The organism is Klebsiella sp., assembly GCF_027492335.1.
Classification (GTDB): Bacteria; Pseudomonadota; Gammaproteobacteria; order Enterobacterales; family Enterobacteriaceae; genus Klebsiella; species Klebsiella huaxiensis.
This window is the reverse complement of sequence record NZ_JAPUEW010000010.1, coordinates 88419-115029: the sequence shown is the minus strand read 5'-3', so window position 1 is coordinate 115029 and position 26611 is coordinate 88419. Positions and strand designations below refer to the sequence as shown.

General features: G+C 43.7%; 27 protein-coding genes. 20 read left to right on the top strand and 7 right to left on the bottom strand.

The window, feature by feature from the left end; all coding sequences use genetic code 11:
• The 6 genes from QVF11_RS04325 to QVF11_RS04300 form a co-directional block, all read left to right on the top strand.
• A partial coding sequence (locus QVF11_RS04325; protein WP_287855322.1) for a type I secretion C-terminal target domain-containing protein occupies positions 1–312 on the top strand: 312 nt, incomplete at its 5' end.
• Between the two features lie 171 nt (positions 313–483).
• Positions 484–1920, top strand: coding sequence for a TolC family outer membrane protein (locus QVF11_RS04320; RefSeq protein ID WP_142512471.1), 1437 nt, complete (start codon positions 484–486; stop codon positions 1918–1920).
• Entirely contained in the window at positions 1917–4064 is a 2148-nt protein-coding gene (locus QVF11_RS04315) for a type I secretion system permease/ATPase (protein ID WP_142512472.1), read from the top strand. The genes QVF11_RS04320 and QVF11_RS04315 overlap by 4 nt, the downstream gene beginning before the upstream one ends.
• The gene (locus tag QVF11_RS04310; protein WP_112215306.1) at positions 4061–5281 is read left to right on the top strand and encodes an HlyD family efflux transporter periplasmic adaptor subunit; all 1221 of its coding nucleotides are present in this window, start codon (positions 4061–4063) and stop codon (positions 5279–5281) included. The genes QVF11_RS04315 and QVF11_RS04310 overlap by 4 nt, the downstream gene beginning before the upstream one ends.
• A 259-nt stretch (positions 5282–5540) precedes the next feature.
• Positions 5541–8672: a glycosyltransferase gene (locus tag QVF11_RS04305; RefSeq protein ID WP_287855321.1), complete on the top strand. Its 3132-nt coding sequence runs from the start codon at positions 5541–5543 to the stop codon at positions 8670–8672.
• 30 nt (positions 8673–8702) lie between these two features.
• Complete coding sequence (locus QVF11_RS04300) at positions 8703–9635, top strand: peptidase (RefSeq protein ID WP_287855320.1); 933 nt, start codon at positions 8703–8705, stop codon at positions 9633–9635.
• 42 nt (positions 9636–9677) lie between these two features.
• Here QVF11_RS04300 and hspQ read toward each other — a convergent pair whose 3' ends face one another.
• Both hspQ and rlmI read right to left on the bottom strand, forming a co-directional pair.
• Positions 9678–9995, bottom strand: coding sequence for a heat shock protein HspQ (hspQ, locus tag QVF11_RS04295; RefSeq protein WP_112215303.1), 318 nt, complete (start codon positions 9993–9995; stop codon positions 9678–9680).
• A gap of 60 nt (positions 9996–10055) precedes the next feature.
• Positions 10056–11258 carry a 23S rRNA (cytosine(1962)-C(5))-methyltransferase RlmI gene (rlmI, locus tag QVF11_RS04290; protein WP_287855319.1) on the bottom strand — a complete coding sequence of 401 codons (1203 nt, stop codon included), beginning with the start codon at positions 11256–11258 and terminating at the stop codon, positions 10056–10058.
• A 190-nt stretch (positions 11259–11448) separates the two neighbouring features.
• On the opposite strand from rlmI, the gene QVF11_RS04285 reads away from it, so the two are divergent.
• The 7 genes from QVF11_RS04285 (at position 11449) to QVF11_RS04255 (ending at position 17790) form a co-directional block, all read left to right on the top strand.
• Positions 11449–12003, top strand: a complete 555-nt coding sequence (locus QVF11_RS04285) for a YbhB/YbcL family Raf kinase inhibitor-like protein (RefSeq protein WP_112215301.1) — start codon at positions 11449–11451, stop codon at positions 12001–12003.
• An 18-nt stretch (positions 12004–12021) separates the two neighbouring features.
• Complete coding sequence (locus QVF11_RS04280; protein WP_287855318.1) at positions 12022–12810, top strand: AraC family transcriptional regulator; 789 nt, start codon at positions 12022–12024, stop codon at positions 12808–12810.
• A gap of 123 nt (positions 12811–12933) precedes the next feature.
• Positions 12934–14619: a recombinase family protein gene (locus tag QVF11_RS04275; RefSeq protein ID WP_287855317.1), complete on the top strand. Its 1686-nt coding sequence runs from the start codon at positions 12934–12936 to the stop codon at positions 14617–14619.
• Positions 14620–14979: 360 nt separating this feature from the next.
• Positions 14980–15387 (top strand): hypothetical protein, encoded by a 408-nt coding sequence (locus QVF11_RS04270; protein ID WP_287855316.1) that lies wholly within the window; start codon positions 14980–14982, stop codon positions 15385–15387.
• A gap of 430 nt (positions 15388–15817) precedes the next feature.
• Entirely contained in the window at positions 15818–16318 is a 501-nt protein-coding gene (locus tag QVF11_RS04265) for a hypothetical protein (protein ID WP_186385124.1), read from the top strand.
• 66 nt (positions 16319–16384) lie between these two features.
• Positions 16385–16852: a hypothetical protein gene (locus QVF11_RS04260; RefSeq protein ID WP_287855315.1), complete on the top strand. Its 468-nt coding sequence runs from the start codon at positions 16385–16387 to the stop codon at positions 16850–16852.
• A gap of 611 nt (positions 16853–17463) precedes the next feature.
• Entirely contained in the window at positions 17464–17790 is a 327-nt protein-coding gene (locus tag QVF11_RS04255; protein ID WP_214241015.1) for a hypothetical protein, read from the top strand.
• Here QVF11_RS04255 and QVF11_RS04250 read toward each other — a convergent pair.
• Together QVF11_RS04250 and QVF11_RS04245 are read right to left on the bottom strand one after the other, a co-directional pair.
• A complete protein-coding gene (locus QVF11_RS04250) occupies positions 17787–18296 on the bottom strand; it encodes a hypothetical protein (RefSeq protein WP_287855314.1) in 510 nt (169 codons plus the stop codon). The genes QVF11_RS04255 and QVF11_RS04250 overlap by 4 nt on opposite strands.
• Positions 18297–18351: 55 nt before the next feature.
• Positions 18352–18942: a hypothetical protein gene (locus QVF11_RS04245; protein WP_287855313.1), complete on the bottom strand. Its 591-nt coding sequence runs from the start codon at positions 18940–18942 to the stop codon at positions 18352–18354.
• A gap of 206 nt (positions 18943–19148) precedes the next feature.
• Here QVF11_RS04245 and QVF11_RS04240 point away from each other — a divergent pair, with 206 nt between their 5' ends.
• Together QVF11_RS04240 and QVF11_RS04235 are read left to right on the top strand one after the other, a co-directional pair.
• Entirely contained in the window at positions 19149–19385 is a 237-nt protein-coding gene (locus QVF11_RS04240; RefSeq protein ID WP_214241013.1) for a hypothetical protein, read from the top strand.
• A 78-nt stretch (positions 19386–19463) separates the two neighbouring features.
• Positions 19464–19829, top strand: a complete 366-nt coding sequence (locus QVF11_RS04235) for a hypothetical protein (RefSeq protein WP_287855312.1) — start codon at positions 19464–19466, stop codon at positions 19827–19829.
• Between the two features lie 75 nt (positions 19830–19904).
• Here the strand turns inward: QVF11_RS04235 and QVF11_RS04230 are convergent, their stop codons facing one another.
• From QVF11_RS04230 to QVF11_RS04220, 3 genes are read right to left on the bottom strand one after another with little or no spacing between them, the layout of a single operon-like run.
• Positions 19905–20675: a DUF2971 domain-containing protein gene (locus tag QVF11_RS04230; protein WP_287855311.1), complete on the bottom strand. Its 771-nt coding sequence runs from the start codon at positions 20673–20675 to the stop codon at positions 19905–19907.
• A 44-nt stretch (positions 20676–20719) separates the two neighbouring features.
• Positions 20720–20992 carry a hypothetical protein gene (locus tag QVF11_RS04225; protein ID WP_287855310.1) on the bottom strand — a complete coding sequence of 91 codons (273 nt, stop codon included), beginning with the start codon at positions 20990–20992 and terminating at the stop codon, positions 20720–20722.
• A 1-nt stretch (position 20993) separates the two neighbouring features.
• On the bottom strand, positions 20994–21155 hold the full coding sequence (locus QVF11_RS04220) for a hypothetical protein (protein ID WP_287855309.1): 162 nt from the start codon (positions 21153–21155) through the stop codon (positions 20994–20996).
• A gap of 486 nt (positions 21156–21641) precedes the next feature.
• Between QVF11_RS04220 and QVF11_RS04215 the strand changes: the two genes are divergently transcribed.
• The 5 genes from QVF11_RS04215 to QVF11_RS04195 all read left to right on the top strand — a co-directional run.
• Positions 21642–22199, top strand: coding sequence for a hypothetical protein (locus QVF11_RS04215; protein ID WP_287855308.1), 558 nt, complete (start codon positions 21642–21644; stop codon positions 22197–22199).
• The gene (locus QVF11_RS04210; RefSeq protein WP_287855307.1) at positions 22102–23997 is read left to right on the top strand and encodes a terminase gpA endonuclease subunit; all 1896 of its coding nucleotides are present in this window, start codon (positions 22102–22104) and stop codon (positions 23995–23997) included. The genes QVF11_RS04215 and QVF11_RS04210 overlap by 98 nt, the downstream gene beginning before the upstream one ends.
• A gap of 12 nt (positions 23998–24009) precedes the next feature.
• A complete protein-coding gene (locus QVF11_RS04205; protein WP_287855306.1) occupies positions 24010–24504 on the top strand; it encodes a hypothetical protein in 495 nt (164 codons plus the stop codon).
• Entirely contained in the window at positions 24504–26021 is a 1518-nt protein-coding gene (locus QVF11_RS04200; protein ID WP_287855305.1) for a phage portal protein, read from the top strand. The genes QVF11_RS04205 and QVF11_RS04200 overlap by 1 nt, the downstream gene beginning before the upstream one ends.
• Positions 25972–26611: HK97 family phage prohead protease (locus QVF11_RS04195; protein WP_462660129.1), on the top strand; the 640-nt coding region annotated here is incomplete at its 3' end. The genes QVF11_RS04200 and QVF11_RS04195, both read left to right, overlap by 50 nt.

The window sequence follows — 26611 nt, the reverse complement described above, 5'->3', positions numbered from 1 at the left end:
GTCGGGGCCGATACGGTGGTTTACAACCTGTTGGCTGATGACAATACCGGCGGCAACGGTAGCGATACCTGGAAGGATTTCTCGGTGGCGCAAGGGGACCACATAGATGTATCGGCGCTGCTGGTCGGCTGGGATGGAAACAGCAGTAGCCTGGGCAACTATGTCACTCTGAGCTACGTCGGCAGTAATACGGTGGTATCAATCGACCGCGACGGTGGGGCTGGCAACCATCAATCAACAACCTTAATTACGCTGGAAGGAGTACATATCAATACGCTCAACGAGCTGCTTGATACCAATAACTCCAACTAAGGCGTGTTACACCGATGACAGCACAGGGAAGTGCTGTCGAGGTTATTTTATTGCGGAGGAATGAATTCGGGCAATGAACCGGAAAATAGCAGACTATCATTTAATAAAAACAATGATGCGGAAATCATGATATCCGTTTTTTCAGTGCGTGCTTTCTGAAGGGTAAATTTGATGCGCCTATTTAAACAAAAAGGGATTGTCATAACCTGCGGCTATACCGCCTTATTTATTTCACTCAACCCTGCATCTGTAGTGAATGCAGAAAGCTCATATTTAATGCCGAATGATATTAGTAGCCAGCGTTTAACCGACAGTCAGCAGATAGCGGGATACAATGAAGAGATTATTAATAACCAAACCCGAATGTCCGGCCCGCTTGATATTAATAAAGCGGTGAAAAATGCAGTCAACTGGCATCCATCTATTACTCAGGAGGTGAGTAAGCTCCAGGAAATGGCACAAAAGGTGGATGTGGCGAAAGCCAAATATTACCCGCAAATTAGTGCGGGTATGAATAATGGTTATACAAACTCTTATTCTGATGCCGGATATACACCATCACTGGTGGTATCGGTATCGCAAATGCTCTACGACTTCGGCAAAGTCTCCAGTTCGGTCAGGGCTGCGGACTCCGGCGTGGCCCAGCAGCAGGCTATCGTCATGCTGAATATCGACCAGGTCGCCCATGATACCGCAGGGGCGGTGGTGCAGGTGCAGGGCTACCAAAAGCTGGTTGACATCGCCAAAGCGCAGGTCGATTCGCTTAAACAGATTGGTGACCTTATTCGCCAGCGTAACGATGCGGGTGCGTCATCATTATCGGATGTCGTGCAAACCGATACCCGCGTGGAAGGGGCGCAATCCACGCTCTTACAATACAGAGCGGCACTTGAGCGCTGGAAAGCCACGCTGGCGACCTATATCGGCATCGGCGGGATTGCTACGGTAACGGATGCGGTGCCTCCGGGGATGGATGCCGCTTGCGCGGTAGCCAAAATTGATTATCGCTCTGTTCCCGCGGTATTAGCCGCGCTGGCTCAGGCAGGCCAGGCTCAGGCGCAGTTGGATAACGCCAACGCGCAAATGCTGCCGACCATCTCCCTTGAACCTGAGGTCACGCACTACCTTAACGACAATTACGCTAACAGCGCGGCGCTCAATAAAACGCAATATTCCGCCTGGGTTAAGGTTCAGATGCCTATCTATCAGGGGGGGGCGATGACTGCCTCTCGCGACGCTGCCCAGCAAGGCCTGGCGGCAGCTAATGCGGCGATTAGAACTGCGCAACTGGACGCCAGCCAGAAACTGAACGCCTCTCGCGATGAAGCCGTTAACCTTGCTCAATCGCTGGGCATTCAGAAACGCCAGCAGCAGCTAGGGGAGCAAACCCGGGCGCTGTACCAGGATCAATATCTCCAGCTGGGTTCGCGTCCGCTGCTGGATCTGCTCAACGTCGATCAGGAAATTTACCAGGCCAGATTTAGCCAGGTCCTGACGGAATCGCAACTGCGCTCCCTTGAATTGGACTGCCTGTTTAGTACTGGCAAGATGCGCACGGTGTTCGCGCTGGAAAATCAAAATATCCAGGGCGTGGAGATCCGCCCATGACCACTCAAAATGAACGCGAAGGGGTGCCGCATTTGCTCGACTGGGCCAATGCCATCGCCTTTATCGCTAACCACTACCGGCAAAGCTTTTCACCCGGAACGCTGCATGCCGCCGCCGAGTGGGCAACGCAGAAGACCCTACCGGAGGCGCTCCGGCATCTGGCGCGTCACGCAGGGCTAAACTGCCAGTTTTTATCCACTACCGACCAGCGAATGTCGGCCTGGCGTCTGCCGCTTGTCATTCAGCTTCGCGATGGGCAGATTGCGGTCATTGAAAGCTTTGACGTGAACAATGCGGTCGGAGTGCGGTTTGTGAAAGAGCTTTCGCTGCTCAGCTATTGCCCGCTGGAAACCCTGCTGCCGGAAATAGAACAAACTATTGCTTTTCGCCCGTCGGCGCCGGAAAAGGACATTCGCAGCGAAAGCTATTTGACCCGCTTCCAGCCGGACTGGCTGCGAAAGATCGTTCTGAAAGATATTCGCCCCTATATGCACGTGATGCTGGCTTCGTTCGCTATTAACGTTCTTGCGCTGAGCGGCATTCTTTTTTCGATGCAGGTTTATGACCGGGTGATCCCGGCGCAATCTTATCCCACCTTATATGTCTTGTTCAGCGGCGTGGTGCTGGCGGCGATATTTGCCTTTGCATTGAAGATCATGCGCGGGCACGTGACCGACCTGCTTGGTAAACGTGGGGATATTCGCGTATCGGACCGGGTTTTCGGTCACGCGCTACGTCTGAAAAATAGTGCGGTGCCGCGTTCGACCGGGAGTTTTATTTCGCAGATCCGGGAACTGGAGCAGGTGCGCGAAATGATGACCTCAACGATGATGACTATCGTTGCGGACCTGCCGTTCTTTTTACTCTTCCAGGTGGTGCTATTTATTGTCTCGCCGTGGCTGAGCTGGATTGCGCCAGTGGCGACGCTACTGATGATCCTTCCCGGTCTGTTATTGCAGCGTAAGCTTGCCGCGCTGGCAAATAAGAACCAACACGAAAACACTTTGCGTAACGCAATTTTGGTGGAAAGTATTCAGGGCCTGCAGGACATCAAAATGATGCAGGCGGAAAGCCGCTTTCTGCATCAGTGGAATAGCTATATCGCCATTACCGCCGAGTCCGGTGTCAAAACGCGCAAGCTGACTCACGGCCTGGTGAGCTGGGGAATGTCGGTACAAAACCTGCTCTATGCCGTGGTGGTGGTGGTCGGTGCGCCGCTGGTGATTAGCGGCGATATCACCACAGGGGCGATGGTGGCGGCATCAATGTTATCGACCCGCATGGTGGCGCCGATGACCGCGCTGTGCGGCGTACTTGCCCGCTGGCAGCAGGTGAAAACGGCGAAAGCCAGCCTCGACAATCTGATGGCGCTACCGGTGGAAGGCGGCCAGGACGAACCCCGCGTTCATCGTGCTGTGCTGCACGGCAACTACGAGTTTCGTCAGGCGGAATTTCGCTATGGCCTTAACGACGCCACTGTCCCCCTGCGCATTAACCAATTATCAATTAAAGCCGGAGAGAAAATCGCCATTCTCGGGCGTATAGGTGCCGGTAAATCAACCTTGTTACAGGCGATGATGGGCAACGTCGAACTGGCTTCCGGCGAGCTGCGCCTGGATGACCTGAGCCTGCCGCAGATCGATCTTGCGGATATTCGCCGCAACGCCACCTTGTTGACTCAGGAAGCGCGTCTGTTCCATGGCACGCTACGTGAAAACCTGATGCTCGGACGCCCGGCAGCGACCGATGATGAAATCTTCTCGTTGCTGACTTTGTGCGGCGCGCTGGAGTTTGTGCGCAAACTACCCCTTGGTCTTGAACACGTCATTATGGAGGGCGGGCTAGGGCTTTCCGGTGGTCAGCGGCAGTCACTGCTGCTCGCAAGAACGCTGCTGCGTGACCCGAACATCATCCTGCTCGATGAACCGACCTCGTTTTTTGACGAGCGCACGGAAAAAGCCTTTGTGGATCAGCTGGCGCAATGGGCTGGAGAGAGAACGATGATTATTGCCACCCATAAAGCCGCAGTCCTCAATATTGTTGACCGGATTCTGGTTATTCAGGACGGACAGCTAGCGCTGGATAAACCGAAAGCAACTGTTTTTGAACAAGAGAAAGCTCGTGCTCAGGTGGTGAATATATGAATAAGCCGGGCAATGTGGTGTTACCAGCGCTGACTGATAACGACCCGGTAGCGTTGCTGCCGGATAGCGAAGAAGATGAAGCGAAGATCGTAAAATCGCGTCGGTTAATTTTGGTATTGGCAATGATGCTACTCGTCGGTGGCGTCTGGGCATGGTTCGCGGTGCTGGACGAAGTCTCCACGGGCACCGGCAAAGTGATCCCCAGCTCCCGCGAGCAGGTGATACAGACTCTCGATGGCGGCATTTTAACCGAGCTGAACGTGCGGGAAGGCAGTAAGGTTAAAGCCGGGCAGGTAGTGGCTCGTCTTGACCCGACCCGCAGTGAATCTAACGTGGGCGAAAGCCAGGCGAAATACCGCGCTTCGCTGGCCGCCAGCATTCGCTTAACCGCTGAGGTTAACAACCAGCCGCTGGTGTTTCCCGACACGCTGAAAGCCTGGCCCGCGCTGTTGGCGGAAGAGACTCGCCTGTACCATAGCCGTAAGGATCAGCTGATCAAATCCACGCGTCAACTGGATGAATCGCTGAAACTGGTCAATAGCGAACTGGCCATTACCGAAAAGCTGGCAAAAACCGGAGCGGCGAGCAATGTTGAAGTGCTGCGCCTGCGCCAGCAAGTGGCGGATATTGGTTTTAAAAAGATCGATATCAATACGCGCTATTTTGTTGACGCTCGTGAACAGCTATCAAAAGCCAATGCCGACGTCGCCAGCCTGGCGGAAGTGATTAAAGGCCGCGCCGATTCGGTCACCCGCTTAACGGTGCGTTCGCCGGTGCAGGGGATTGTTAAAAATATCAAGGTCAACACGATTGGTGGGGTTATTGCGCCCAACGGTGAGTTAATGGAAATTGTCCCCATTGACGGACGTTTATTAATTGAAGCACGGATCTCACCGCGCGATATTGCGTTTATTCATCCCGATCAGCAGGCGCTGGTAAAAATTACCGCCTATGATTATGCCATCTACGGTGCGCTGGAAGGTGTGGTGGAAACAATCTCACCGGACACGACCCAGGATGAGGCCAAACCGGATATTTACTACTATCGGGTGTTTATTCGCACCGATCACGATTACCTGGAAAATAAACACGGCAAACGCTTTTTAATTGGTCCAGGGATGATTGCCACCGTCGATATTAAGACCGGTGAAAAAACGGTGATGGATTATCTGGTTAAACCGTTTAATCGGGCGAAAGAAGCTTTAAGGGAACGCTAATTAAAGTGCGAACCTCTTCCCGGTGGCGCTGCGCTGACCGGGCTACGGGTTTACAGACGTCTGCTGGCCGGTAGCCCGGACAGGTGCGGCAGCACCGCCTCCGGGGAAATAGCGCGCAATGCAGTTTTCGTAGGTCGGGTAAGGCGTAAGCCGCCACCCGACAATAATGTGGCGCAATATCCAAAACGGGTTGGTCGGCAGTCACTAATAATAATTTTTTAAACATGCAATGCAGTTTTGAATATACGGAGAGGGAAAGATGGCGCTAAGCGATTTACTACAACATGCCTGCTTTCAGGCCAAAAAATTAACATCCGCCGCATTGCCCTCTGATTATCCGGCATGGGTTATCTTCTTTAGCGTCAGCGATGGCAAAGAGCGTGCGCATGTGCACATAGCGACAGGAACCAGCTTTGATCTCGCCTGGCTGTCAGGGGCTCGGGCCTTGCAAGCGTGGCGTAAGAAACAAGACAACGAGCCGCAATGGCTGCGCGTCGACGTGGTGGACAGCGTTGAAAAGCTGAGCTGGCAATCGCTCAGTGAAAAGTTCCTCATTACCAAGCGCAACTATTTCCGCTTCGGCCTCTCTTTTGACCCGCAGTTTAGCTGCGCAATGCTCGAACAAGAGATTGCCGGAAACGCGCTGCTTTATGATGGTGATAACGGCGTGGTCGCGCCGAATAGCGTTAATCTGCAAAACTACGCCCAGCGGCGGTTTAAACAAGAGCTCAACTGGCCAGAAGACCCGCAACAGCCTTTCTGGCGTTTCAAAACTCAGGGCGTCTTCTGCGATCGCTTTGGCGCAAAAGTGATTGAACATGACGGGCGGGGCTCCGGCTATCGCGCGATTGGTGAAAACTGGCAGGATGAGTACCTGGGCGAGGTGATTAAAAAAGGCACCGATTATTTAGCCCGCCAGGTGAAGAAAGACGGCCTCTATCATTACGGCTGGTTTCCCTGTTTCGACCGGCCAGTTCGCTCTTATAACGCGCTGCGCCATGCCAGTTCCACCTATTCGCTGATTGAAGGCTGGGAGGCCACGCGCCAGCCTGCGGTGCGTGAGGCGATAGACCGGGCGATTGCGTATCTGGTGAGTCACCTGATTGAAGTCCGCACGCTGGACGATGGCCGCGAGGCCGCATTTCTCTGTGACACTGGCGATGAGATCAAACTCGGCGGCAACGCCGTCAGCGTTCTGGCGCTGGTGAAATACACCGAAGTCACTGGGGACAGGCAATATCTGCCACTGATGGCGCAACTGGCGACCGGGCTTGCGTTTATGCAGGATCCGCTCAGCGGCGAGTTTGCCCATGTACTGAACAGCAAAGATCTCTCGCTGAAAGCCAAATTCCGCATCATCTATTACGATGGTGAAGCCGCTTTTGCCTTAATGCGCCTGTACGGCCTGACCAAAGAACCGCAGTGGCTGGAGATGGTGGAAAAAGCCTTCGCGTACTTCATTAAAAATAAACACTGGCAGCATCACGATCACTGGCTGAGCTACTGCGTCAACGAGTTGACCCGCTTTCGCCCGGAAGAGAAGTACTTCCGCTTTGGCCTGAGCAACGTGCGCGATCATCTTGATTTCGTACTTCATCGCGTCACGACCTATCCTACGCTGCTTGAACTTATGATGGCGGCGTCTGAAATGGTGACCCGGCTGGATGCGTCGCCGGAGCATCGGCATTTGCTGAATGATTTTGACCAGCAGAAGTTCTGGCAGGCGCTGGAAACCCGCGCTCGCTATCTGCTGAACGGCTTTTTCTGGCCCGAACTGGCGATGTTCTTTAAAAATCCCGCGCGGATCGTCAACAGCTTCTTTATTCGCCACCACAGCTATCGCGTGCGAATTGATGACGTGGAACACTATCTTTCTGGTTTTATCGCCTATCAGAAATATCATTTAGCGGCAAAAAAGCCGCTGCTCCAGCAGGACAACGCATTGCCGTCGAATAACGCGACCCCTGTTTTCCTGCTGGAGATGCTGCGTGATGTTGGCAATGGTATCGAAGTGGCGGCTATGCGCCGGGCGAAGCTGTTTACCGAACATCTGCGCACCGTACCGTGGCTGATTACCACGACGTGGGATCCCGCGTTACCGAAAACGGTAAAAGCGCTGAAAGCTCGCGGCGCGCTACCCGAAGAGGTGCCGGTTTATAATATTTATCAGTGGTTAAATGACTGCCGGGAGATGAAGATACTCACCGCGCTGGCACCGTTAGCGGGCAATATTGAACTCAGGCACGCTGTAAATCCCTGTGCGGATCTGCCAGTGGGTAAAAACAATTATCTGCAGCGCCCTCAGGGAAATATCATTGAGGATTATCTTGATTGCGCGGGGAATATTCTTTTGCGTAAATGCTATGACGAGAAAAAAGCCAATGTGCAGTTAAGCTATCTTGAAATTGCCCTGGCGAACGGTGAAATAAAACGCTTTGCGCAAGAGGAAGCATTTTTCTCCTGGATGCTGGAAACCATGCTGGCGGGAAGAGGGGGCTGGCACTTTATTGTCGATAAGAATAAAACGTGGAAAAACTTTGTCTGCTCGCGCCCAGCCCAGCGTATGACGTGCTCGCTGAGCGCTATCATCCACTCTCATCACCAGTTGTCCAACGGCGAGCTGAAAAGCTCGTACCGGCATATTCTGCAACAACCGGATCTTGTGGATACGCTGATTATCCTGACCGATGAACAGTGGCAAGACTTGCAACAAGAAGGGTTCCCGCACAAGCAAATGGCGGTGATTCCAAACCACCTGGATAACAGCAATATCCCTGCGGCCCCACAGAAAATTCCTTCACAAACGGTGATCTACCTGGCGCGTTATTCAGAGGAGAAACAGCATACCTTGCTGTTGAGCGCGTTTCGCCAGGTGGTGGCGGCGATCCCTGGCGCGCAGCTGCATACCTATGGTGTTGGGCCGCTGCGGCGCAACTTAAGTGCGCAGGTGGCGGAGTGGGGGCTTGAGCAGGTGATCCATATTAACGGCTTTACATCGGATATCGCCCTGGTGCATAAAGCGGCCTGCTGCACGGTGCTTTGCTCGACCCAGGAGGGGCAGTCTATTTCTGCCGTTGAAGCGATGGCCTACGGCACGCCGCTGATTAGTTTTGCGATTAAATACGGTCCACGCGATATCCTGCAGGACAGGCAGGCCGGGATTCTGGTGCCCTGCGGTGATGAAGACGCTCTGGCGGCGGCGTTGATAAAAGTCATCTCCGACAAAGTGTTGCAGCAAAGTATGCAGCAAGCTGCGCTGAGTAACGCTCAGCGCTATTACGCCAGCGCCATTGCCAGGCGCTGGGCGGCATGGCAGCAGGCAAGCGAGCGGTTGATCGTTGATGATGAGGAACCGTTGGTCGGCACTGGTCGGGAGGCTAACGTTGGATAGCCGTCCTCTTCGATTTCGTTCAGAGGCGCGATGAGGCGAATCATCGCGCTGCTGCTGGCATCCTGCTGCTGCTCGCCGCTTGCGGCCCGCGATGTGCTGCAGGTTTCCCGCTGCGTGCCCGGTGCTTTGCTCCACGAGCATCGACTGGAAAAAGTGCACGTGGTGGATGATTTTCATATTTACTACAGCCTGCAGGGTAAGGATGCCCTGCAATATCCGCAGGATAGCCTCGGGGGGGGCGTGCCGGATGTGATAACGGATATCGGAAGCCAGCTCCAGGCGGCGCAATATCTTTATACTACGCTGCTGGGGTTACATTCACCGCTGCAGCAGAAGATCTACGCCCAGGCCCGGCAGATTAATATCTACCTGCTGACTCTCCCTAAAGGCAACGGTCTGGCCTTCGATCGCGTAGCGGCGGAAACCATGAACGATGGCACTGTACTTCCCTGCGGATTAAAAATTGTGCTTAACGCTGCGCTACAGCCCGCACGTAACGTTACCCCTGCCCACGAGCTTTTCCATTTGTACCAGTATGGCTACGCGGTGTTTAAACAAAAATGGTATCTGGAAGGGATGGCGCGCTGGATGGAAAATGCGTTCAGGCCCGCAGAAAAAAGAATCGCGCCGTTAGCTGAACTTCCTGCTTGCGAGAGTAACTTTTCCCGTGGCTATAATGCGGCGGCCTTCTGGGCTAGCTACGCACAGCACGCTTTCCCGGCGATAATCTTGCCGAATAAGGTGCTGGCATATCGCTATGTTGATGGCAGCCCGGTGTTTAAACTCCAGTCGCTGCCAGGGGGAAAGATGCTGCGGCCTTTTTTTCAACAGTTAGCGCAAACTAGCGCAGGTATTTCCCGTGAAATGAAGCTGGCTAATACCCGCTGGACTGAGAAACAGCAGCGTGACGGACAGTTCAACAGTCTGATTTGCCAGGCGCTGGTAGATACCGTAATAAAATGACAGACAATAAAAAACCCGCAGCACGGGTTTTTAGATTTTAGATCAGTTACGCAATCTTGGCGCCTGAAGCTGCTGACGAATCGTTCTCGCCAGCTCATCCATTGAGGGTTGTTCAGGGTGTTCGTCGCTGAGTTCGCTGCTAAGCTGCGCTTCCGCAAGGTAAGTATGAATCGGCTGCCCATCATCATCCTCCATAACCACGTGATACCAGGGAGCCATGCGCAGTTCGTCGTTAGCGGCGATTTCGTCCTCTTCTGGCTCTGTGAGCGAGTACTCCGGATCGACATCCACAATGACGCCCAGGTAACCCAGGAGCGTGTGGCGAACCTGTTGGCCGATACCGAATTTGCTGGCTATCATAAGCACCTCCTGGGAAACGTGATTACCTGCTATATGCGGGCAGATTTTCCACTTTTCAACTTACATGATGCGACAGGCAAACCCTTTCAGATACAGCCCTTCCGGGTAGGTTGCAATCACCGGGTGATCGGCAGCCTGACGGAACTGTTCTATAAATTGTACATCACGCCCGGCATCCAGAGCGGCATCGGCGATGATTTTCTGAAATAAATCGGTGGTCATCAAGCCGGAGCAGGAGAAGGTCAGCAGCACGCCGCCGGGGTTCAGCAACTGGATCGCCAGCATGTTGATGTCTTTATAGCCGCGACAGGCGCCCATCAGCTGGCTTTTGTTTTCAACAAACTTCGGCGGATCCATCACGATAACGTCGAACTTCTCGCCCTGATCGCGATATTTGCGCAGCAGTTTGAAGACATCATCACGGACAAATTCTGCTTTCGACAGATCCAGCTTATTCAGCTCAACGTTCTGTTTTGCGACGTCCAGCGCTTCCTGTGAGGTGTCAACGCTGACCACCTGACTGCAGCCACCCATCAACGCGGAAATGGCAAAACCGCCGGTATAGGAGAAGCAGTTCAGCACACGTTTATCCGCAACATAGCGACGCGTCGCCAGACGGCTGTCGCGCTGGTCGAGGTAATAGCCGGTTTTGTGACCGCCCTGAATGTCCACCAACAGCTGCATACCATGTTCGGTAATCGGCAGCAGGGCAGGCGGCAGTTCGCCGACGACCGGCCCCTGCGCCAGATCCAAACCCTCTTTTTTGCGCACCGCGACGTCGCTGCGATCGTAGATAGAGCAGTTCGGGAACAGCGTTTGCAGCGCGCTAACGATAGGCGCACGCTGATATTCCGCACCGGCGCTCAGCAGTTGCAGAACAAAAAAGTCGCCAAAACGGTCGATAGTGACGCCCGGCAGTCCGTCGGATTCACCGGCAATCAGACGATAGCTATCAAGGCCGTCGCGGGCCGCCAGCCACTCGCGCCAGGTCTGCGCCTGCTGCAGGCGACGTTCGAAGAAGGCGTTATCGATGGCTTCATCGCGATCAAAGCTCCAGACGCGGGCGCGGATCTGTGAAGAAGGAGAGAACGCCCCACGGGCCAGCCATTTTCCCTGCGAATCAACGATATCGATGGTTTCACCGGAACGGGCTTTACCTTCCATCCGGGCGACAGCACCGGAGAAAATCCATGGATGGCGACGCAGCAGGGATTTCTCGCGTCCTTTGGTTAACACTAAGCGGGGGAAAACGGAATCTGTCATGGGGCTACCTTTAAGCAACGGAGATGTCGGCACCGAAAAATGGCGCGTAGGTTAGCACAAGTGGCCGATGCAAGCACCATTCCACCGGTATTGACAGGTGAGCGTTTCGGCACAAAACACAGGCGCTTTGGCACAATAAAAATCACGCCAGGATCTTACAGTACTTTCCTCACGCATGGAGGAAAACACAATGAAAACAGAATTAACATTAGCGGCAGCGATAATGTCTATGATGAGCGGCGTGGTGATTGCCGCCCCCTTTAGCGTCAGCAGTGCGGATATGCGCGAAGGTGCGACTTTGGCGCAGGCGCACTGGTTTGGCGGCTTTGGCTGCTCAGGCGGAAATATCTCGCCGCAAATCGCCTGGAAAAATGCTCCTGCGGGTACCCGCAGTTTTGCAGTGACCGCTTACGACCCGGATGCACCAACTGGCAGCGGCTGGTGGCACTGGACGGTCGTCAATATCGCCGAACAGGTGGCGAGTTTGCCTGCTGGCGCTGGTGACAAAAATAACGCTAAACTGCCAGCTGGAGCGGTACAAGGGCGTAATGACTTTGGTTATGCGGGTTTTGGCGGCGCGTGTCCTCCTGCCGGGGATAAACCACATCGCTATCGGTTTACGGTGTGGGCGCTTGATACGCCGACATTACCTATTGATGCCCAGGCTAGCGGAGCGTTAGTCGGTTTTATGTTGCATAGCCACGTAATCGCCAGCGCGGAATTAACAGCGATGGCCGGGCGATAAACAAATAAGGGTAGCCTGATGCGGCGTATCAATTTTCAGCATAATACTTTAACGGCGTCGGAAATCACCACCCGGCGATTATGCAAGCTGCACCGCGTCACGCTGTTTTCACCTGCACTATGTCGGGTAAACCGCGGCAGTAAGGTGATTGTGCAGGGAGCCAGCCAGATGCTGGCGACGCCGCAGCAGCTGATTATTCTGCCTGCCGATGTTGAGCTTGAAGTGATTAATCAGCCGGAAAACGGACTGTTTTGCTCCGATCTTCTTTCATTAACTCCTGAACTGCTGGCGGATTTTAAGGCTCTCTATATGAACGAGCCGCAGACCGGGCGTCTGACATCGCTGTGCGCGCCGCTGGCCCCTGAACTGACGTTTATGTGGCAGAACGTCCTGCAGTCAGTACGCGGAGGGCTTTCCGCCCAGTTACAGCATCATCAGGCAATGGGATTGCTGTTGGCGCTGTATCAGGCAGGATACGCCGGACCCCTGCTCAATGAGCGGCAGCAGGATCTAACCGGTCAGGTCAGGCAAATTATTATGCTGTCGCCAGCCGAGACGTGGAGTGTGGCGAAAGTCGCTAAAATGCTATTTCTGGGCGAATCGACGTTGCGCCGCCGCCTGCAACAGGAGTCCCGGAGCTTTCGCCAGATAGTGGAAGAGGTGCGTATGGCCTACGCGCTGGGGCAATTACAGTCGACGTCGCGGCCCATTGGTGAAATTGCGCTAAACAGCGGCTACCTGTGCGGATCGCGTTTTACCGCTCGTTTTCGCCAACATTATGGCGTATTGCCCAAGCATGTACGTTGAAAGAATTTGCTATCCTCAGTATTGAGTCATTGGCCGGAAAGGAGAGAAAAAATGGCAACGGTTTGCACGATGGTGTGGGTATATATAGTACTATTAATACAAACATAGTACTTGGAGTAACTCATGGTTAAGGCATACATATACACTCGCGTATCATCATTGCAACAAAGCGATGGTTTTGGGATTGAGCGGCAAGTCCATACTCTTATGGATTTTCTTGAAGATGCGGAGTTGCCCAAGGAGTTGGGATATCAGTTAGACCCCCATGATTATGAGGTTTTAGAACAGGACTCCGGTTTGAGTGGCTTTAAAGGACACAACTTTACGAAGGGATCTATTGGTAAGTTTAAGAATCGTGTAGCAAGCGGTGAAATTACTTCTGGATGTTTACTAATCGAGAGTGTGGATAGGTTCAGTCGCAAGCAAGGGTATGATGCAATTGATGAATTTACGTTTCTAATCAAGCGTAACATTGACATTATTGAAGTAGAGACAGGCCAAATATTTAGCTACAAGCTGGATCATAAACTAACACAGTTATCTACAAGCATTGAACGTGCTTACCAAGAAAGTAAACGCAAATCACGAATGGCAGTGAAATCTTGGGCCAACATAAAACGGAAAGCAGTAGAAGAGGGGATTGCTATAAGCCGTAATGTCCCATATTGGTTAGAAGTTAAAAACAACGAATATTTAACAAGAACAGAACATGTCAATAAAATAAAACGTGTATTTGATATGTATATGAATGGTGTTGGTGTGACGTCAATTGTACGAGAGTTGAATAAGGAGGGAGGGAAGCATGATGGAGGGGTATATAGTACTAATTTTATAAATATGATGCTACGAGATAAGCGTTTACTTGGGTGGCAACGTGGAAAGAAAAAAGCAAACGAAACACAGGAAGAAAGAGAAAAAAGGGCGATAAAAATATACCCAGTTATAATTGAAACTGATATATTTGACTTAGTGCAAAGAAAAATTGATACAAATAAATTAAGCAAAAGTGTTAGAACTTCATCAAAACAAAAATCCTTATTCAATGGATTAGTTCGTTGTGAAATATGTGGGGAAGCATTAGTTGGTCACTTTTCTGAAAGAGGTAATTATTTACGCTGTATAGGTAAACGTTCAAAAGTTGGTTCATGTGATAGTCGTTTGATTAAGTACTCAACATTTGAAGAGGCAATGATTGTTAATTTAAAAGGTATTGACTTTAAAGAAATATATACTAATAAAAATGTAAGTGATGGTCATGTAAACAATCTAAGAAATGAACTGGCAGTAGTAAATGCTGAATATGATGAAATTGAAGGGCTACTGAATACATCTGGTAGTACTATTGAGATAGTCGCATTATCCAAGGCATTAAGAGAGAAGAACAAAGAGAAAGATAAGCTACAATCAGAACTCACAACATTAACTAATAATAACGTTATTGAAGATATTGAAATTGATGTCAGTAAATTAACAGAACAAGATAATGTCGAGTTACGTGAGAAATATAACATATATTTAAGGAAGGTAATTAAAGAAATTAGAGTTAAACGAGTTGATGATATTTTATATGTGATGGTGCAGTACTTCACGGATGTAATTTCACATTTGTTTATCATAGATGGTAAGGATGGTACATTACTTTCCCGTTCACATATATCTAATGATTTAGTATTCGAATCAGACATGATGACCATAGATATGCTTAAAGGTGAATGGGAACTCAAGAAAAATAATATGAGTCAATGGGATGAGCTTGCATTGGATATATGGCAGTCAGTAGTTGAAAGTGCGGTCAAATCAATCAAATAGTTGCTCTTTTTAAGATATTTGATAAATATTTTGATAAGAAGTACAAGGAGGTATACATGTTTGATTGGATTGCTACGGCGTTAGTACTATCAGTTGGTTTTTTAGTTATGGTTACTGGTTTGATTGAGTACGTTTTCATTGGGTTTATGATTTATCTATTCATATCAGTAATTGCAAACATCATTTTGTTCTACTTAGAAAGTACAAAAGAGTAAATGATTTTGTACTATTTAGAAAGTACACTTTGTAAAGATAAGGTCCAATACCATACCTGGCCTATTGATGCAAGAAAAAAGATTTAGATTCCTTGAATTCTCACTTTTCACTCGTTAGCATGTGGTATCAAGATGAGGAATAAAAATGAAACGTAAAGAAAAAATACATAAAATCAACAAGATAAAAGGATTGTTGTCTGGTGAGTATGATGTGGGTGTGCATACAAAGAAAGGTAGCTGTTTACGGATTCTAATGAAGCGGGAAGGTTCAAAAGAAGAGTTCATTACTCAGTACTACTTCACAGATAAGATCACAGTAGAACGTATACACATCTTTCGTCGTGACCCCACTGAAGAGTGGGATTCACCTATTGACACTCACGTGTACAAAAGCGAGTTTCCTTTAACGGATGAGGGATACCGTGAATGTACAGAGACTTTCACTCACAAAATCTCACACGAATTAATTAATGAAGTTAATTGCTTAATATCGGCAGTGATTACGTATCCAGCACTAAATATAAATGAAATAATTAAAGGTAATGTGCTATAATATAAATACATGGGACATAGTGAAAAAAATATCCTATAATATGCTTATTACGACGTCCTTTTAAATATAAAGGATAAATAATATAAAGAGTTGAGCATTTCATCTCTAAATTTATGTAATGAATATTTCTCCTTCAAGTACCCGTAGTGGCATTGGGGTTCTTTTTTCGTGTGGGGAAAAATGGAAAATGTTAAACAAAGGAATCTTATGAAAGAAAATAAAACAACGAGTGTGGGAGTTCGATTGACTCAATCGCAATCGCAAACTTTAAAATCAATAGTTGAATCTGGTAAAGCAAAGACGGTCAGTTCAGCTATACAGTACTTAATACAGCAATATACTATTTTAGGTAAGTAAGGGTTTGATACTTTCACTTTAGAAAAGTATTAGCAGTACTTCAGGATGAAGTACTTATGTTCATGGATGAATTATGAAAAAGGAAAAAATAAATGACCTAAAAGGTCAGGAACTACCAAGTGTAAAAGAAGCATTACGAGTATGGAACAACTACCATTCAAGAGTACGTAATAATAGTAATTATAGCACTGTTACCATCTGCGATGATTGGTATCTGTTTAGTAACTTTTACTACTGGTATATTGATAATGTTGTTGATGGATGGCATTTAGATAAAGACATATTAGGAGGGAATGAGTACAGCCCCGATAATTGTATTTTTGTACCAAGAGACGTAAATCAATTGTTCCGTAAAGTACCAACATCATTATCAACTGGTGTGGTTGTTAATCGTAAGGGCTATCAAGCACAGGCAAAATTCGGGAAGCGAGTTTATAAGTTTGGAACATACCCAACGATAGAAGAAGCTCATGCCGCTTATATTACTGGGCGTAAGTCATATATCTATAAACTATCTCAGCAATACAAAGCATATCCAAAACTTAGTCCGGTACTATTACAAAAATCAAAATAAAAAATGGCCTGAGTGCTGGAAATACTACAGGCCAATAAATAAACATCTTTTACAGGAGTATTTATCATGGCAAGAAAAGCAATCAATCATGACAATCTACGCGTAAGAAACGAATTAGATAAAATTTCATTAACAGTACTATGTTCAGAAGCAAAAACAGTAATGCGTAAACTCATCCAGGATAGTACTTTTTTAGGTATAAACAGAGTGCCAGAAGAAGATGTATACTATATTGTACAAAATGCTCCAGAAATTAGTGAGGAATCAGTACTATTATATCTAAAGAACTACCGTCAAATAAAAGGTAAGGACTATCCAAAAGGGAAATCTTCAGCAGAAAAGTATAAGCGTATCTGTACTGAAGTATCTAAGGCATTTGAAGAGATTTTAAATGATGGTACAACGATGAATGGTTTAAGTAAGTATGTGAAGAAAAATCCACTTACTGAAGACCAAGTAAAGGCAGTACAGGCACTATTAGAACAGGGTGTAGATGCACAATCGGTTATTGATTTATTGGCAAAAATGAAATGATAACCGTATTGAACAGTTACGATAAAATATAAGTGTCTGATTTATTTTATATTAATAACCGTAACTATAACCGTATTAAAAATGGCTCCAATACGGTTATTACGGTTATTGATGAATATCTATGCATTAAAAGTGCTTATAAATCAGTGCTTTATGCATGTTTTGGTCATGTAAATGAATAACCGTAACTTAATATAATATAACCCATACCCATTAACTTTAAAGTAATTGACTTACTGACTATTCAGTCTCAGAGAGCCTAACTCGCGTTGCTCGTTAGTCTCTATAAAACTCAATCGTTAGATCAGAACTTGCGTTTTTTCGGCAGTAAACTACCTCAAAACACGCCCTGTTCCTTGCTCGCTTTCGCTCAAACAAAAGAAGTACTACTACAAGTAACAACCCCCACAAAGTATTTTGGCCTACCGTCTCTTTGAGTAACTACGCGGTCGCAAACTCCCTTGTCGGGTCGTTCGCTGTTGAAGCTCACTAAGATGTACCTTCACAGAAGTGGATGCCCCCCGACGCGGACAACACAGTACAAAAGGAAATGAATGATTACAGTACTGATAAATGTTAAAATGTAATTAAACCCAACAATGAGAGAAAACATGAAAATTGTAATTTTATTATTTGTTTTTTTTATACCAGTAGCAAATGCAGCCATGCCTGACTTTGTTTGTACTGATATCAGAGGTGCAATTTTGCGTACTGATGAAACATATTATACTAATATTAGTATAGAAAAAAATCCTGTTCCATATGGAATGTATAAGTATGCAACTGATAAAGATAACGAAAACTACTTAGAAATTAATGTCGTTAATTATCTTAATGCTGATGGTTATTATTATGGGAATTTATATACTAGTACTGATGGTCAGATAAGTAATGAAATACGCTGTAAGAAAGAAGGGGGAAGCCCCTCACATAATTAAACAAGTTTATAAAGATATTCATAGAAATCAGGATATACAGTATACTCATGGTCAGGGTCTTGGGAGTAATCTCGTGCTTCAATCCATGAGTTGATTGTATTTTCTTTGAATTCATCATATCTTTTCTTTAATTCTATTTTTTGTTTTGGATTTAAATTTAGACTAATGATTTTTATTTGCTCATCAGCTGGTTTGAATTTATGTAATGCTAAATAAAATTCAAGGTTCCCACCGGTACTATTATAAAAAAATTTGCAAAGCTCATCATTAACTAATGTCATCGATTTTAGAAAGTCTTTTACGTGATCGTAATGAGATTGAGTAATCCAACTTTTCGCATTAAAGGCAGCATAGACAGCGGATACTGCCATTAATAAATTACATAAAGCACTAACAACATCTGATGTATTACCAACATCAAACGGAATGTAATTATTGATTAAGGATAAACTTACACCAATGGCAAATATAGTAATTATAATTGCGAGCAACTGGAAAACTCTCATGTACACATTTCCTATAATAAAAAAATAAGTATTTTTTTTGCAACACAGTCGAAGGTTAAAATGAGTCTGTGTTGAACTCTCGTATTAAATTGTAGGATTTAGAAAAATAAGAGTTAACCTCCGTTCTGTTATAAATTTTTTGTCGCAATCTCTTCATCATTTCATTGGTGATTTCGTTATCATGTTTGTGCAATTCATGAAATAACACTGAAGTTATGTCACTACATTTTAAACTCAATTTATTATATGCTTCGCTGAGTTCTTTAGAAATATTTTTTATTAATGGTGTTTTTGTCATGTTTATTTTTCTTTTGTCAAGCCTATAAATTAGATGTTGTAAAACGATATTGCTACTATGAAACTCAGAAACTTTGATAGAGAAGTACTCATAATGCTTTAAAAGAAGGTACGGTGAGTTCGTCGAAGAGTAATCATCAGACAATCTTTCGTATAATTGATGTAATTGAGTCATCAAAGACCCTTGTTCATGTAGATGAGTATTAACTTGTAATATTATAATTGTGTCTTCCTCATTCCATTTTTCACTAAATATATTTTTAGCTTTCTCATAAGCAAACAACGCTACTAAGAGTGTACCAAAAGCACATACTGCACTTACCCAGTCAGCTCCACTTCCAATTTCCATAGTACTAACCCCATGAATGAAAATTTTAATAAAAACTATTATGGCTATAATGAACAGAACTAATACAGTGCAAAGGAGTATGTTGTTCAAAAGTTTCATAGTTGTTCACATTAAGAAAGGATTGAATTATGGTATCTTAGTAGGAACACGCTTGCAATAAAAGATACCATAAGGATTAAATACAATATAAAAAGAAGGATATTAATATGATTACACTACAACAATATGATAATGGCTACTATGCTCTATACGTTGATGACCATGTAAGGATTGAAACTCCTTACCTATTTGAAACAAGAGATGAGATTGAACTCATGATTGAAACACGAGATGGTACTAAGCGTGAAATTGCATGGCACATTGACCATATACCGGAAGATGAAGAGTACTATCATGAAATTGATAGCTTACGAAATGTGATATTGAAAGCTTTATCCACTTGACACCGTTCATATTAGGTATGAAACTTGTTCATTGATAAAAAGGCTGTGTGATACTTTATAACATAAAGGAGTTAAGCAATGAGTTTAACAATTATTTATGTGAAAGAACATGGTGACTTAGATAAAGAATATATTGCACTTGCGGCAACTGGTACTACCAACCTTTGGCGTTATATGATATCTGATTCTACCTATCATGGAGATGGAACAACTTCCAATAAACATAGGCATGTATTTGATTTTGATGAACTCCCTGCGATTACCTTGCACAGTGGAGATTTGGTATTATTATATACTAAAAAAGGCAAGTTTAGTATTAACGATTTGTCAGGTGATAAAAAAGCATATTTTGTCTATTGGGGACTTGATGAAACAGTGTGGAATAAGGATGGAGATGAAGCTATATTAATAAACGTAGCGAATAAAGAAAAGAAAAGCGTATAAGTTTTTTAAATTATGACATCAAGTAAGATTGTAATGTGGTAAGGATAAAGGATTTATAACCCTACCACATTTTAATTAGCATTTAACATCATTTAATAGAAATTTCCGATGATCCATTTTTACGTCAAATAAACGAATACTGATTTTATGCTCATGTTTTATCATTGTAACCAGTTGTATTATTTTTTTTCGGACAAGAGGATCAATGTTTAATCCGAATCTAATAGAGCGAAGTTGTGATTTTTCGAAAGGATAGATACCAGCTTTACTTGTTTTTATAACTCTAACTTCTTGTTCATACTCCCAGGCTTTTGATTTTATTAAACATGCATCGAAACCAGTACCGGGAGAGTTAGTTATACCATCTGAATTAAACATGGTTGGTCGTGTGTCACTATACTTAACATCATAAGGTATTAGATAACTGCTATAATCATTCCAAAGCCATTCAGAACTCGATAACATATCATTAAGATCTTCCAATGAAGCATTTGCAAAGCCTAATACACACCCCCTGTGACAATCGGAATAATGTGCCCACATTGGTACAATATGGGGGGATTTACTAAAGCATGTAACAGAGAAATCACGGGAAGCCTGACGTCTAAATTCATCGGTAGCTAAAATCTTCATATTATTTGTAGCTAACTTTCGCGACACTTTAATACTGTTATTTTTACCAACCCTGCTTATAAATTTTGAAAGACCATCAGTTGTTAACGCTGGATTGTAATCAAATGGATCGTTAAACTCTAAAGTGTTTGAATATTTGAGAGTGAAATCTTGCAATACAGTAATAACTGTTTGACTGCTGAGGTATTTAAAAAAAGATTCTGGAATTGCCATGTTATACTCTTTTATAAAATATCCATTTATAATAGATTAAAAAACTACTTAATGTTGAATTTACGATAAAGTATTTTTTTTACTATCGATTTACCGCGTGCGATGAATTGTTCTTCATTTTCATTTTCTCTGATAGAGCCTATTTCATTATCAAGCTCTGTAATAAATTCTTCACTCCTTATCACATTTACGACAGATGTAGCAAATTTATCTTTTTTTGATATATTTGGAATGAGACTAGTAATTTCTTGTGTAGTCTTCTCGAGTTCAGTTGATGAGATTGAATTCTTATATATAACTAACTCTTTACTATCCATGCTACTTTCCCTCATTAGATTTTTGTTTTTGGAACCACATACTTTTCAAGATAACCACAGATAATTCTATTAATTGATCAATGATTTTCTTTTTTGTTTTCTCATCTAAACTGATAAATATTCCAATTGCCCATTGGAATATAGTTTTTAAGATACTTAACATAGACTCTCCTAATGAGTGATCTTGATATGCAAAGGATTTATGTTACATTAACGCAGTACTCACACTCTCACAATGGGTAGGTTTGTTAATTGTGGGTGAGGGTGTGAGTACATTAGTATAAGCATGAAACTCCCTTAGAGACAACTACTATAAGGGAGTTTCATGCTTACATTTTAACAATTCCATCTGGCAAGACGTATAGAACTGATGATCTATACAGTGCGTATACTATACCTTACCCTTTAACCCCTCGCATGAATCCCATCACGCATTTAATCAATAACTAGTGTCTAACCGTAACTTTGAACAATAATTCAGAGTTAAAAATAAGCAATGCTTGGTGTATAAATAATATTATGGGTCCTCCTGCACACCCTAACCAATACGAGTTTTCGCCGCGAAGTATAATAAAAATTCGTGAGATTTTTTTAATAAAACAAACAAAAGTTTAACATCTGTTTAGTACAGAAACCGAGGGAATAAATTATGGCACGACACAATAAAGACGACGGTACTCGTTATACGTGGCAAGAAATTGCAGATAGATTTGGGGTAGAGAACAGTACAGTAAGCCGTATTTGGTCTGGTAAAGGTCTTGATATCACTTGGCCTAAAAAGCTTGTAGACGACTGGCTACTTGCAAACATCATTGAACCACTTCGAAGTGGCGATACTAAAGTCCAAATACAAAAAGCAACTCTACGCAAGCTTGAAGCAGAAGCAGATATGAAAGAACTGGAACTACGTGAATTAAGTGGTGAGTTAATTAATGTGGCTGAGATTGAAAAATTACTATCTCAGTATTTTAATTCTATTAGGCAAGTACTACGCAGTATTCCTGCTAGTTCTTACGTAGAACTGTTCGAATCAATAGATGCAATAGAATTAAAAACACGTCTACAGGAAAAGATAGACGAATCATTAGAAGGAATAGGGATGTTTAAATATGAGTACGAAAACGAAATTAATGAAGCTGCTGAAGAAAACAGTGAAGGCAATATTACCACCAAAGAAACAGAATCCGGCAGAGTGGGTAGAGAATAATCTTGTATTTCCAGATGGTCAATTACAAGGTCAAAAAGTAAAGCTATTCGAATTCCAAAAGAAACCAATTAACGATATTACAAATCCAAGAGTACGTAAGATTGTACTCATGAGTAGTGCACAATTATTAAAAACAACAGTACTACAAAACTCGATGTATTACTTTCTCGCAAATGATCCAAGTAACCAAATCTTTGCAGGTGCAACAGCCGGTACTACTTCAAAATTTAGAACAGGAAAATGGCAATCAGTCATTGAAGCGTGCCCAGTACTTAAGAATCTTGTCAGTAATAAGAATGATAAGAACTATACGAATAACGACAAGACACAACAAAACCTTGATGGGACCTTTACGTACTTTCTAACACTTGGGAGTAGTGCACAACTACGCGGTCTCACAGCACCTAGAGTATTCTTAGACGAAGTTTCAAACGTAGATGCAGATGGTGATGAGGGAAACCCATTAAAGCTCGCAGAACAGCGTACAAAGGCTTTTAGTAACCCACTCATTATGGTGTGCTCGACCCCACTTGATGAGAATGACCTAATCAGTCAACAGTACGAGCAAAGTAATAAACAGAAGTTTTATGTACCTTGCCCACACTGCAATTATTCGCACGAATTAGTATTTGATAATGTCAAATTCGATTGGAAGATTATCGATGGTGGTCGTCGTCGTATTCCTGATGCAGAGACTGCAAGATTAGTTTGTCCAGAATGTGATAAAGAAATCAGTGAAGCAGAACGTGTTCGAATGATTAAGAAGGGAGAATGGATTGTTACCAATCAGGAAGTAGAGGATATCATGGGGTATCATATCTCACGCCTATACTCTCCAATTAATAGTATTAAATCTATAGTACAGGACTTTGCCGAAGCACATTATACATTTGACCTTGCATCATTCTATAACAACGTACTTGGTCTGCCCTGGATAGACAAAGAAAATACAGAGCATGATTTAGTATTACTTGAGAACTTACGTGATTCTTCTTTAGATATTGAGAATATACCCGACGATGTTCTTGGGTTGGTACTTGGAGTAGACCAGCAATTAGACAGATTAGAAATAACTACACTTGGTATTAGTGAAAAGAATCTTTATGTGATTGACCACCGTTCAATTTACTCTATCGATTGTACAAAGATTGAAGCACCTGCATGGAATCAACTAACGGCATTCTCTCAGATTAACTTTAAGACAGTATCTGGTAAACCACTTAAAGTACTGGCAGGTTATGTTGACTCATCGAATGGTAATGCAACAAATACAGTCTATCGCTATTGTTCATCATCTAAGATATTCAAACCGATCAAAGGTGGTGCATCTGCAACTAATCCATTATTCAAAGAGTCTCGTACTTCTGGTCATAGTCTAATTAACCTAAACGTTAACCTAGGTAAATCAAATATTAGACAGTTAGTTAACCGTGCAGTATCTGATGACACCAGCAAAGAAGTGCAAATACATTTCACTCACTCCTTACCTGATGACTACTTTATGCAACTAACCTCAGAGAAGAGGGTTATTAAAGCTGGTAACTGGGTATGGGTTAAGAAGATAAGTAGTGAGCGTAATGAAGCACTCGACTGTTTAAACTATGCCTTAATTTGTTTTAACTGGTACCTAGCAAAACTTGGTTCACATCCATTCCGTAAACTACGTGAGTTTAATGCAATACAAAAAGAAAAAATAAATAAACCAGAAGAACAAGTAAATAAAGAAGAATCTAGTACGGTTACATCTACAAAACGTAAGACTGTACGACATTCAAGAAATAAAGGATTTTTCAAATAAGGAAATTAAATAATGGCAGTAGTAAGAAAAGTAAAACTTACCAGAGATATTATTAAAGGTGAATCTATTATTTTCGATTATCCAGAAGGTACAAGTGTTGATTTAATCGATCCTTCTGGTGTTAAAACATCATATACTTATCCATTCCAATCTATAGATACCAATAATTGGTCAGTAGGTATATGGACTGCAATTATTGATAGTCCTAAAGAATATGGTGTTCATCAATTCGAATTAGTAGATCCAACTAGTAAAGCATCGGCATACAACAATCTCAAAAAAATCATTGATGAGATTGACACGATTATTATTCAAAGAGCAACAAATGGTGGTGTGATTTCTCAATCTATACAAAACAAATCTCTTACCTATGAAAGTAGTGAAGCATTAATGAAGCTACGCAAGATGTATGTAGAACGTGCAAATGATTTGATGTCATCAATGAAAGGTTACACATCTGCTGGTTCTCCAATCAAATCAATAACTAATTTTAGAGGGAGGAGATAATGTGGTTTAAAAAGAAAAAAGAAGAACCTGCTAAGGTTCCATTGACAATCACGCGAACCAAAGAACCACTAATGAGAAATAACCCAATGAAGCGTTCTATTCAAAGTACTCTTTCTCTTGGTAATAACTCTCCAATTATTTCTTTTGGATTCAGTGGTGGTAGTCAGGCAGGTAATATTAATGCAATTATCAATAAAGCTCTCCCAGCGAGTGTTGCAGTATCACGCCAATTAGCACTTGAGAATGGTATTGTTAAGAAATATATCAGTACTAACACTGCCGGTGTAACTGGTGCAGAAGGTCTATATATACGTCCATGTGTTCACGTATCAGATGATGAAAAGGAAAATCAGGATATAAACCATTTATTAGAACGTGAGTTTTATAATTGGGCAGAGAATCCACATGCGTTTAGTCGTGCTGGTGATATGGATATCAGTACTTTTACTCGTTTAGTAGAACGTACCCGTGCAATTGATGGTGATTGTTTTATACGTATTCATAAAACAAAGAATGGTTTACCACAAGTTGAGATTATAGATTCAATGCGTCTTGGTGTTTATAATAACCAGTACTTTGATAATGGTAACTTTGTATCAAATGGCATTGAGTATGATGGCAGTACTTATAAACCTCTTGCATACTGGATTACTCGTTATAATCCAATCACCTACACCTATGATTTAGGTAATCGTGAACGTGTACCAGAAGAGCAAATATTCCATCTATATCAATTAGACTTCCCAACACAACAACGTGGTATACCAGACGTACATGCTGGTACAGAAGAACTAAAAGAACTTGAAGAATTTATGACTGCCGCTATCACATGTCGTAAGGTTGCAGCTAGTGCAATGGCATTTATTACAAACCCAGATAGTGATGAAGTAGATTTAATAACAGATGATTCTGGTGCATCATATTATGACCAAGATTATCTAAATCCTGCTGCAATTGTAGAACTACAAGCAGGACAAGATATTAAAACTGTAAATCCAAATCAATCTACTGATGGTATTAGCGAATTTGTTGACAACCAATTAATGATGATTGCAATGGGATTAGATATAACTAAACAAGCTCTAACGTCTGATACTAGTAATGCATCATTTAGTGCGGCAAAACTAACAGATAAATTACAACAAAGTACTTTCAAGACTCGTACCAATGCTCTAATTGTTTCTGTACTTAAACCTCTTTATATTGAGTGGCTAAAGTCTGCAATGATAAATAATCCTGAGCTAAGTGGTTTAAGCTTTAGCGATTTTGATAAATTAACTCATGCACAATATGTTCAAACAAAAGCTATTTCTCTGGACCCATATAAAGACTTACAGACTGAAGTACTAGCAATAGATTCTGGTCTTAAATCTCGTCAAATGGTTATTAGTGAAATGGGTTATGACCCTGCAATTGTAATGGAGGAAATACAAAAAGAAAGAAATATGGATAAGGAAGAAAATATAGATGGAACTGAACAAGAATCAGAAGAGGGCGATCAATCTAGTACAGATTGAGAAATCAATTAACGAAACGGATCGTACTGTAGAGCTTTCATTTGCCTCCGAAGAACCAGTAATCAGAAAAATAGAAGATAATTTTTATAATGAAATCCTTCTATGCTCACCAGAGAATGTAGACTTAAATAGACTAAACAACGGTGCTCCTTTATTAATTGAGCATGATGCAATGCATCAAGTTGGTATTGTAGAAAATGCACGTGTAGACATGGATAAAGTTTGTCGTGCAACCGTTCGTTTCAGTGCATTAGGAACTGCACAAACTATTTTCGGAATGATTCAAGAAGGCATAAGACCGAAAATATCTGTGGGCTATAACATTCGCGATTATTACTTGGATGGCGGTAATTTAATTATTACAAAATGGGAACCATACGAAATAAGTAGTGTTAGTACTCCAGCCGATAATTCTGTAGGTGTTGGTCGCTCACTAAATAGTAATAGTGAATTAACTCTAGAGGACCAAAATCAAATGGAAGAACAAAACAAGGAAGTTAAACAAGAAGAAACTATAGAAGTTATTGAAACTGCTGAAGTACAAGAAGTACAAGAAGTACAAGAAGTACAAGAAGTACAAGAAGTACAAG

Coding starts and splice junctions, on each gene's coding strand:
- QVF11_RS04320 (WP_142512471.1), top strand. CDS start 484: ATGCGCCTATTTAAACAAAAAGGGATTGTCATAACCTGCGGCTATACC.
- QVF11_RS04315 (WP_142512472.1), top strand. CDS start 1,917: ATGACCACTCAAAATGAACGCGAAGGGGTGCCGCATTTGCTCGACTGG.
- QVF11_RS04310 (WP_112215306.1), top strand. CDS start 4,061: ATGAATAAGCCGGGCAATGTGGTGTTACCAGCGCTGACTGATAACGAC.
- QVF11_RS04305 (WP_287855321.1), top strand. CDS start 5,541: ATGGCGCTAAGCGATTTACTACAACATGCCTGCTTTCAGGCCAAAAAA.
- QVF11_RS04300 (WP_287855320.1), top strand. CDS start 8,703: ATGAGGCGAATCATCGCGCTGCTGCTGGCATCCTGCTGCTGCTCGCCG.
- hspQ (WP_112215303.1), bottom strand. CDS start 9,995: ATGATAGCCAGCAAATTCGGTATCGGCCAACAGGTTCGCCACACGCTC.
- rlmI (WP_287855319.1), bottom strand. CDS start 11,258: ATGACAGATTCCGTTTTCCCCCGCTTAGTGTTAACCAAAGGACGCGAG.
- QVF11_RS04285 (WP_112215301.1), top strand. CDS start 11,449: ATGAAAACAGAATTAACATTAGCGGCAGCGATAATGTCTATGATGAGC.
- QVF11_RS04280 (WP_287855318.1), top strand. CDS start 12,022: ATGCGGCGTATCAATTTTCAGCATAATACTTTAACGGCGTCGGAAATC.
- QVF11_RS04275 (WP_287855317.1), top strand. CDS start 12,934: ATGGTTAAGGCATACATATACACTCGCGTATCATCATTGCAACAAAGC.
- QVF11_RS04270 (WP_287855316.1), top strand. CDS start 14,980: ATGAAACGTAAAGAAAAAATACATAAAATCAACAAGATAAAAGGATTG.
- QVF11_RS04265 (WP_186385124.1), top strand. CDS start 15,818: ATGAAAAAGGAAAAAATAAATGACCTAAAAGGTCAGGAACTACCAAGT.
- QVF11_RS04260 (WP_287855315.1), top strand. CDS start 16,385: ATGGCAAGAAAAGCAATCAATCATGACAATCTACGCGTAAGAAACGAA.
- QVF11_RS04255 (WP_214241015.1), top strand. CDS start 17,464: ATGAAAATTGTAATTTTATTATTTGTTTTTTTTATACCAGTAGCAAAT.
- QVF11_RS04250 (WP_287855314.1), bottom strand. CDS start 18,296: ATGAGAGTTTTCCAGTTGCTCGCAATTATAATTACTATATTTGCCATT.
- QVF11_RS04245 (WP_287855313.1), bottom strand. CDS start 18,942: ATGGAAATTGGAAGTGGAGCTGACTGGGTAAGTGCAGTATGTGCTTTT.
- QVF11_RS04240 (WP_214241013.1), top strand. CDS start 19,149: ATGATTACACTACAACAATATGATAATGGCTACTATGCTCTATACGTT.
- QVF11_RS04235 (WP_287855312.1), top strand. CDS start 19,464: ATGAGTTTAACAATTATTTATGTGAAAGAACATGGTGACTTAGATAAA.
- QVF11_RS04230 (WP_287855311.1), bottom strand. CDS start 20,675: ATGGCAATTCCAGAATCTTTTTTTAAATACCTCAGCAGTCAAACAGTT.
- QVF11_RS04225 (WP_287855310.1), bottom strand. CDS start 20,992: ATGGATAGTAAAGAGTTAGTTATATATAAGAATTCAATCTCATCAACT.
- QVF11_RS04220 (WP_287855309.1), bottom strand. CDS start 21,155: ATGTTAAGTATCTTAAAAACTATATTCCAATGGGCAATTGGAATATTT.
- QVF11_RS04215 (WP_287855308.1), top strand. CDS start 21,642: ATGGCACGACACAATAAAGACGACGGTACTCGTTATACGTGGCAAGAA.
- QVF11_RS04210 (WP_287855307.1), top strand. CDS start 22,102: ATGAGTACGAAAACGAAATTAATGAAGCTGCTGAAGAAAACAGTGAAG.
- QVF11_RS04205 (WP_287855306.1), top strand. CDS start 24,010: ATGGCAGTAGTAAGAAAAGTAAAACTTACCAGAGATATTATTAAAGGT.
- QVF11_RS04200 (WP_287855305.1), top strand. CDS start 24,504: ATGTGGTTTAAAAAGAAAAAAGAAGAACCTGCTAAGGTTCCATTGACA.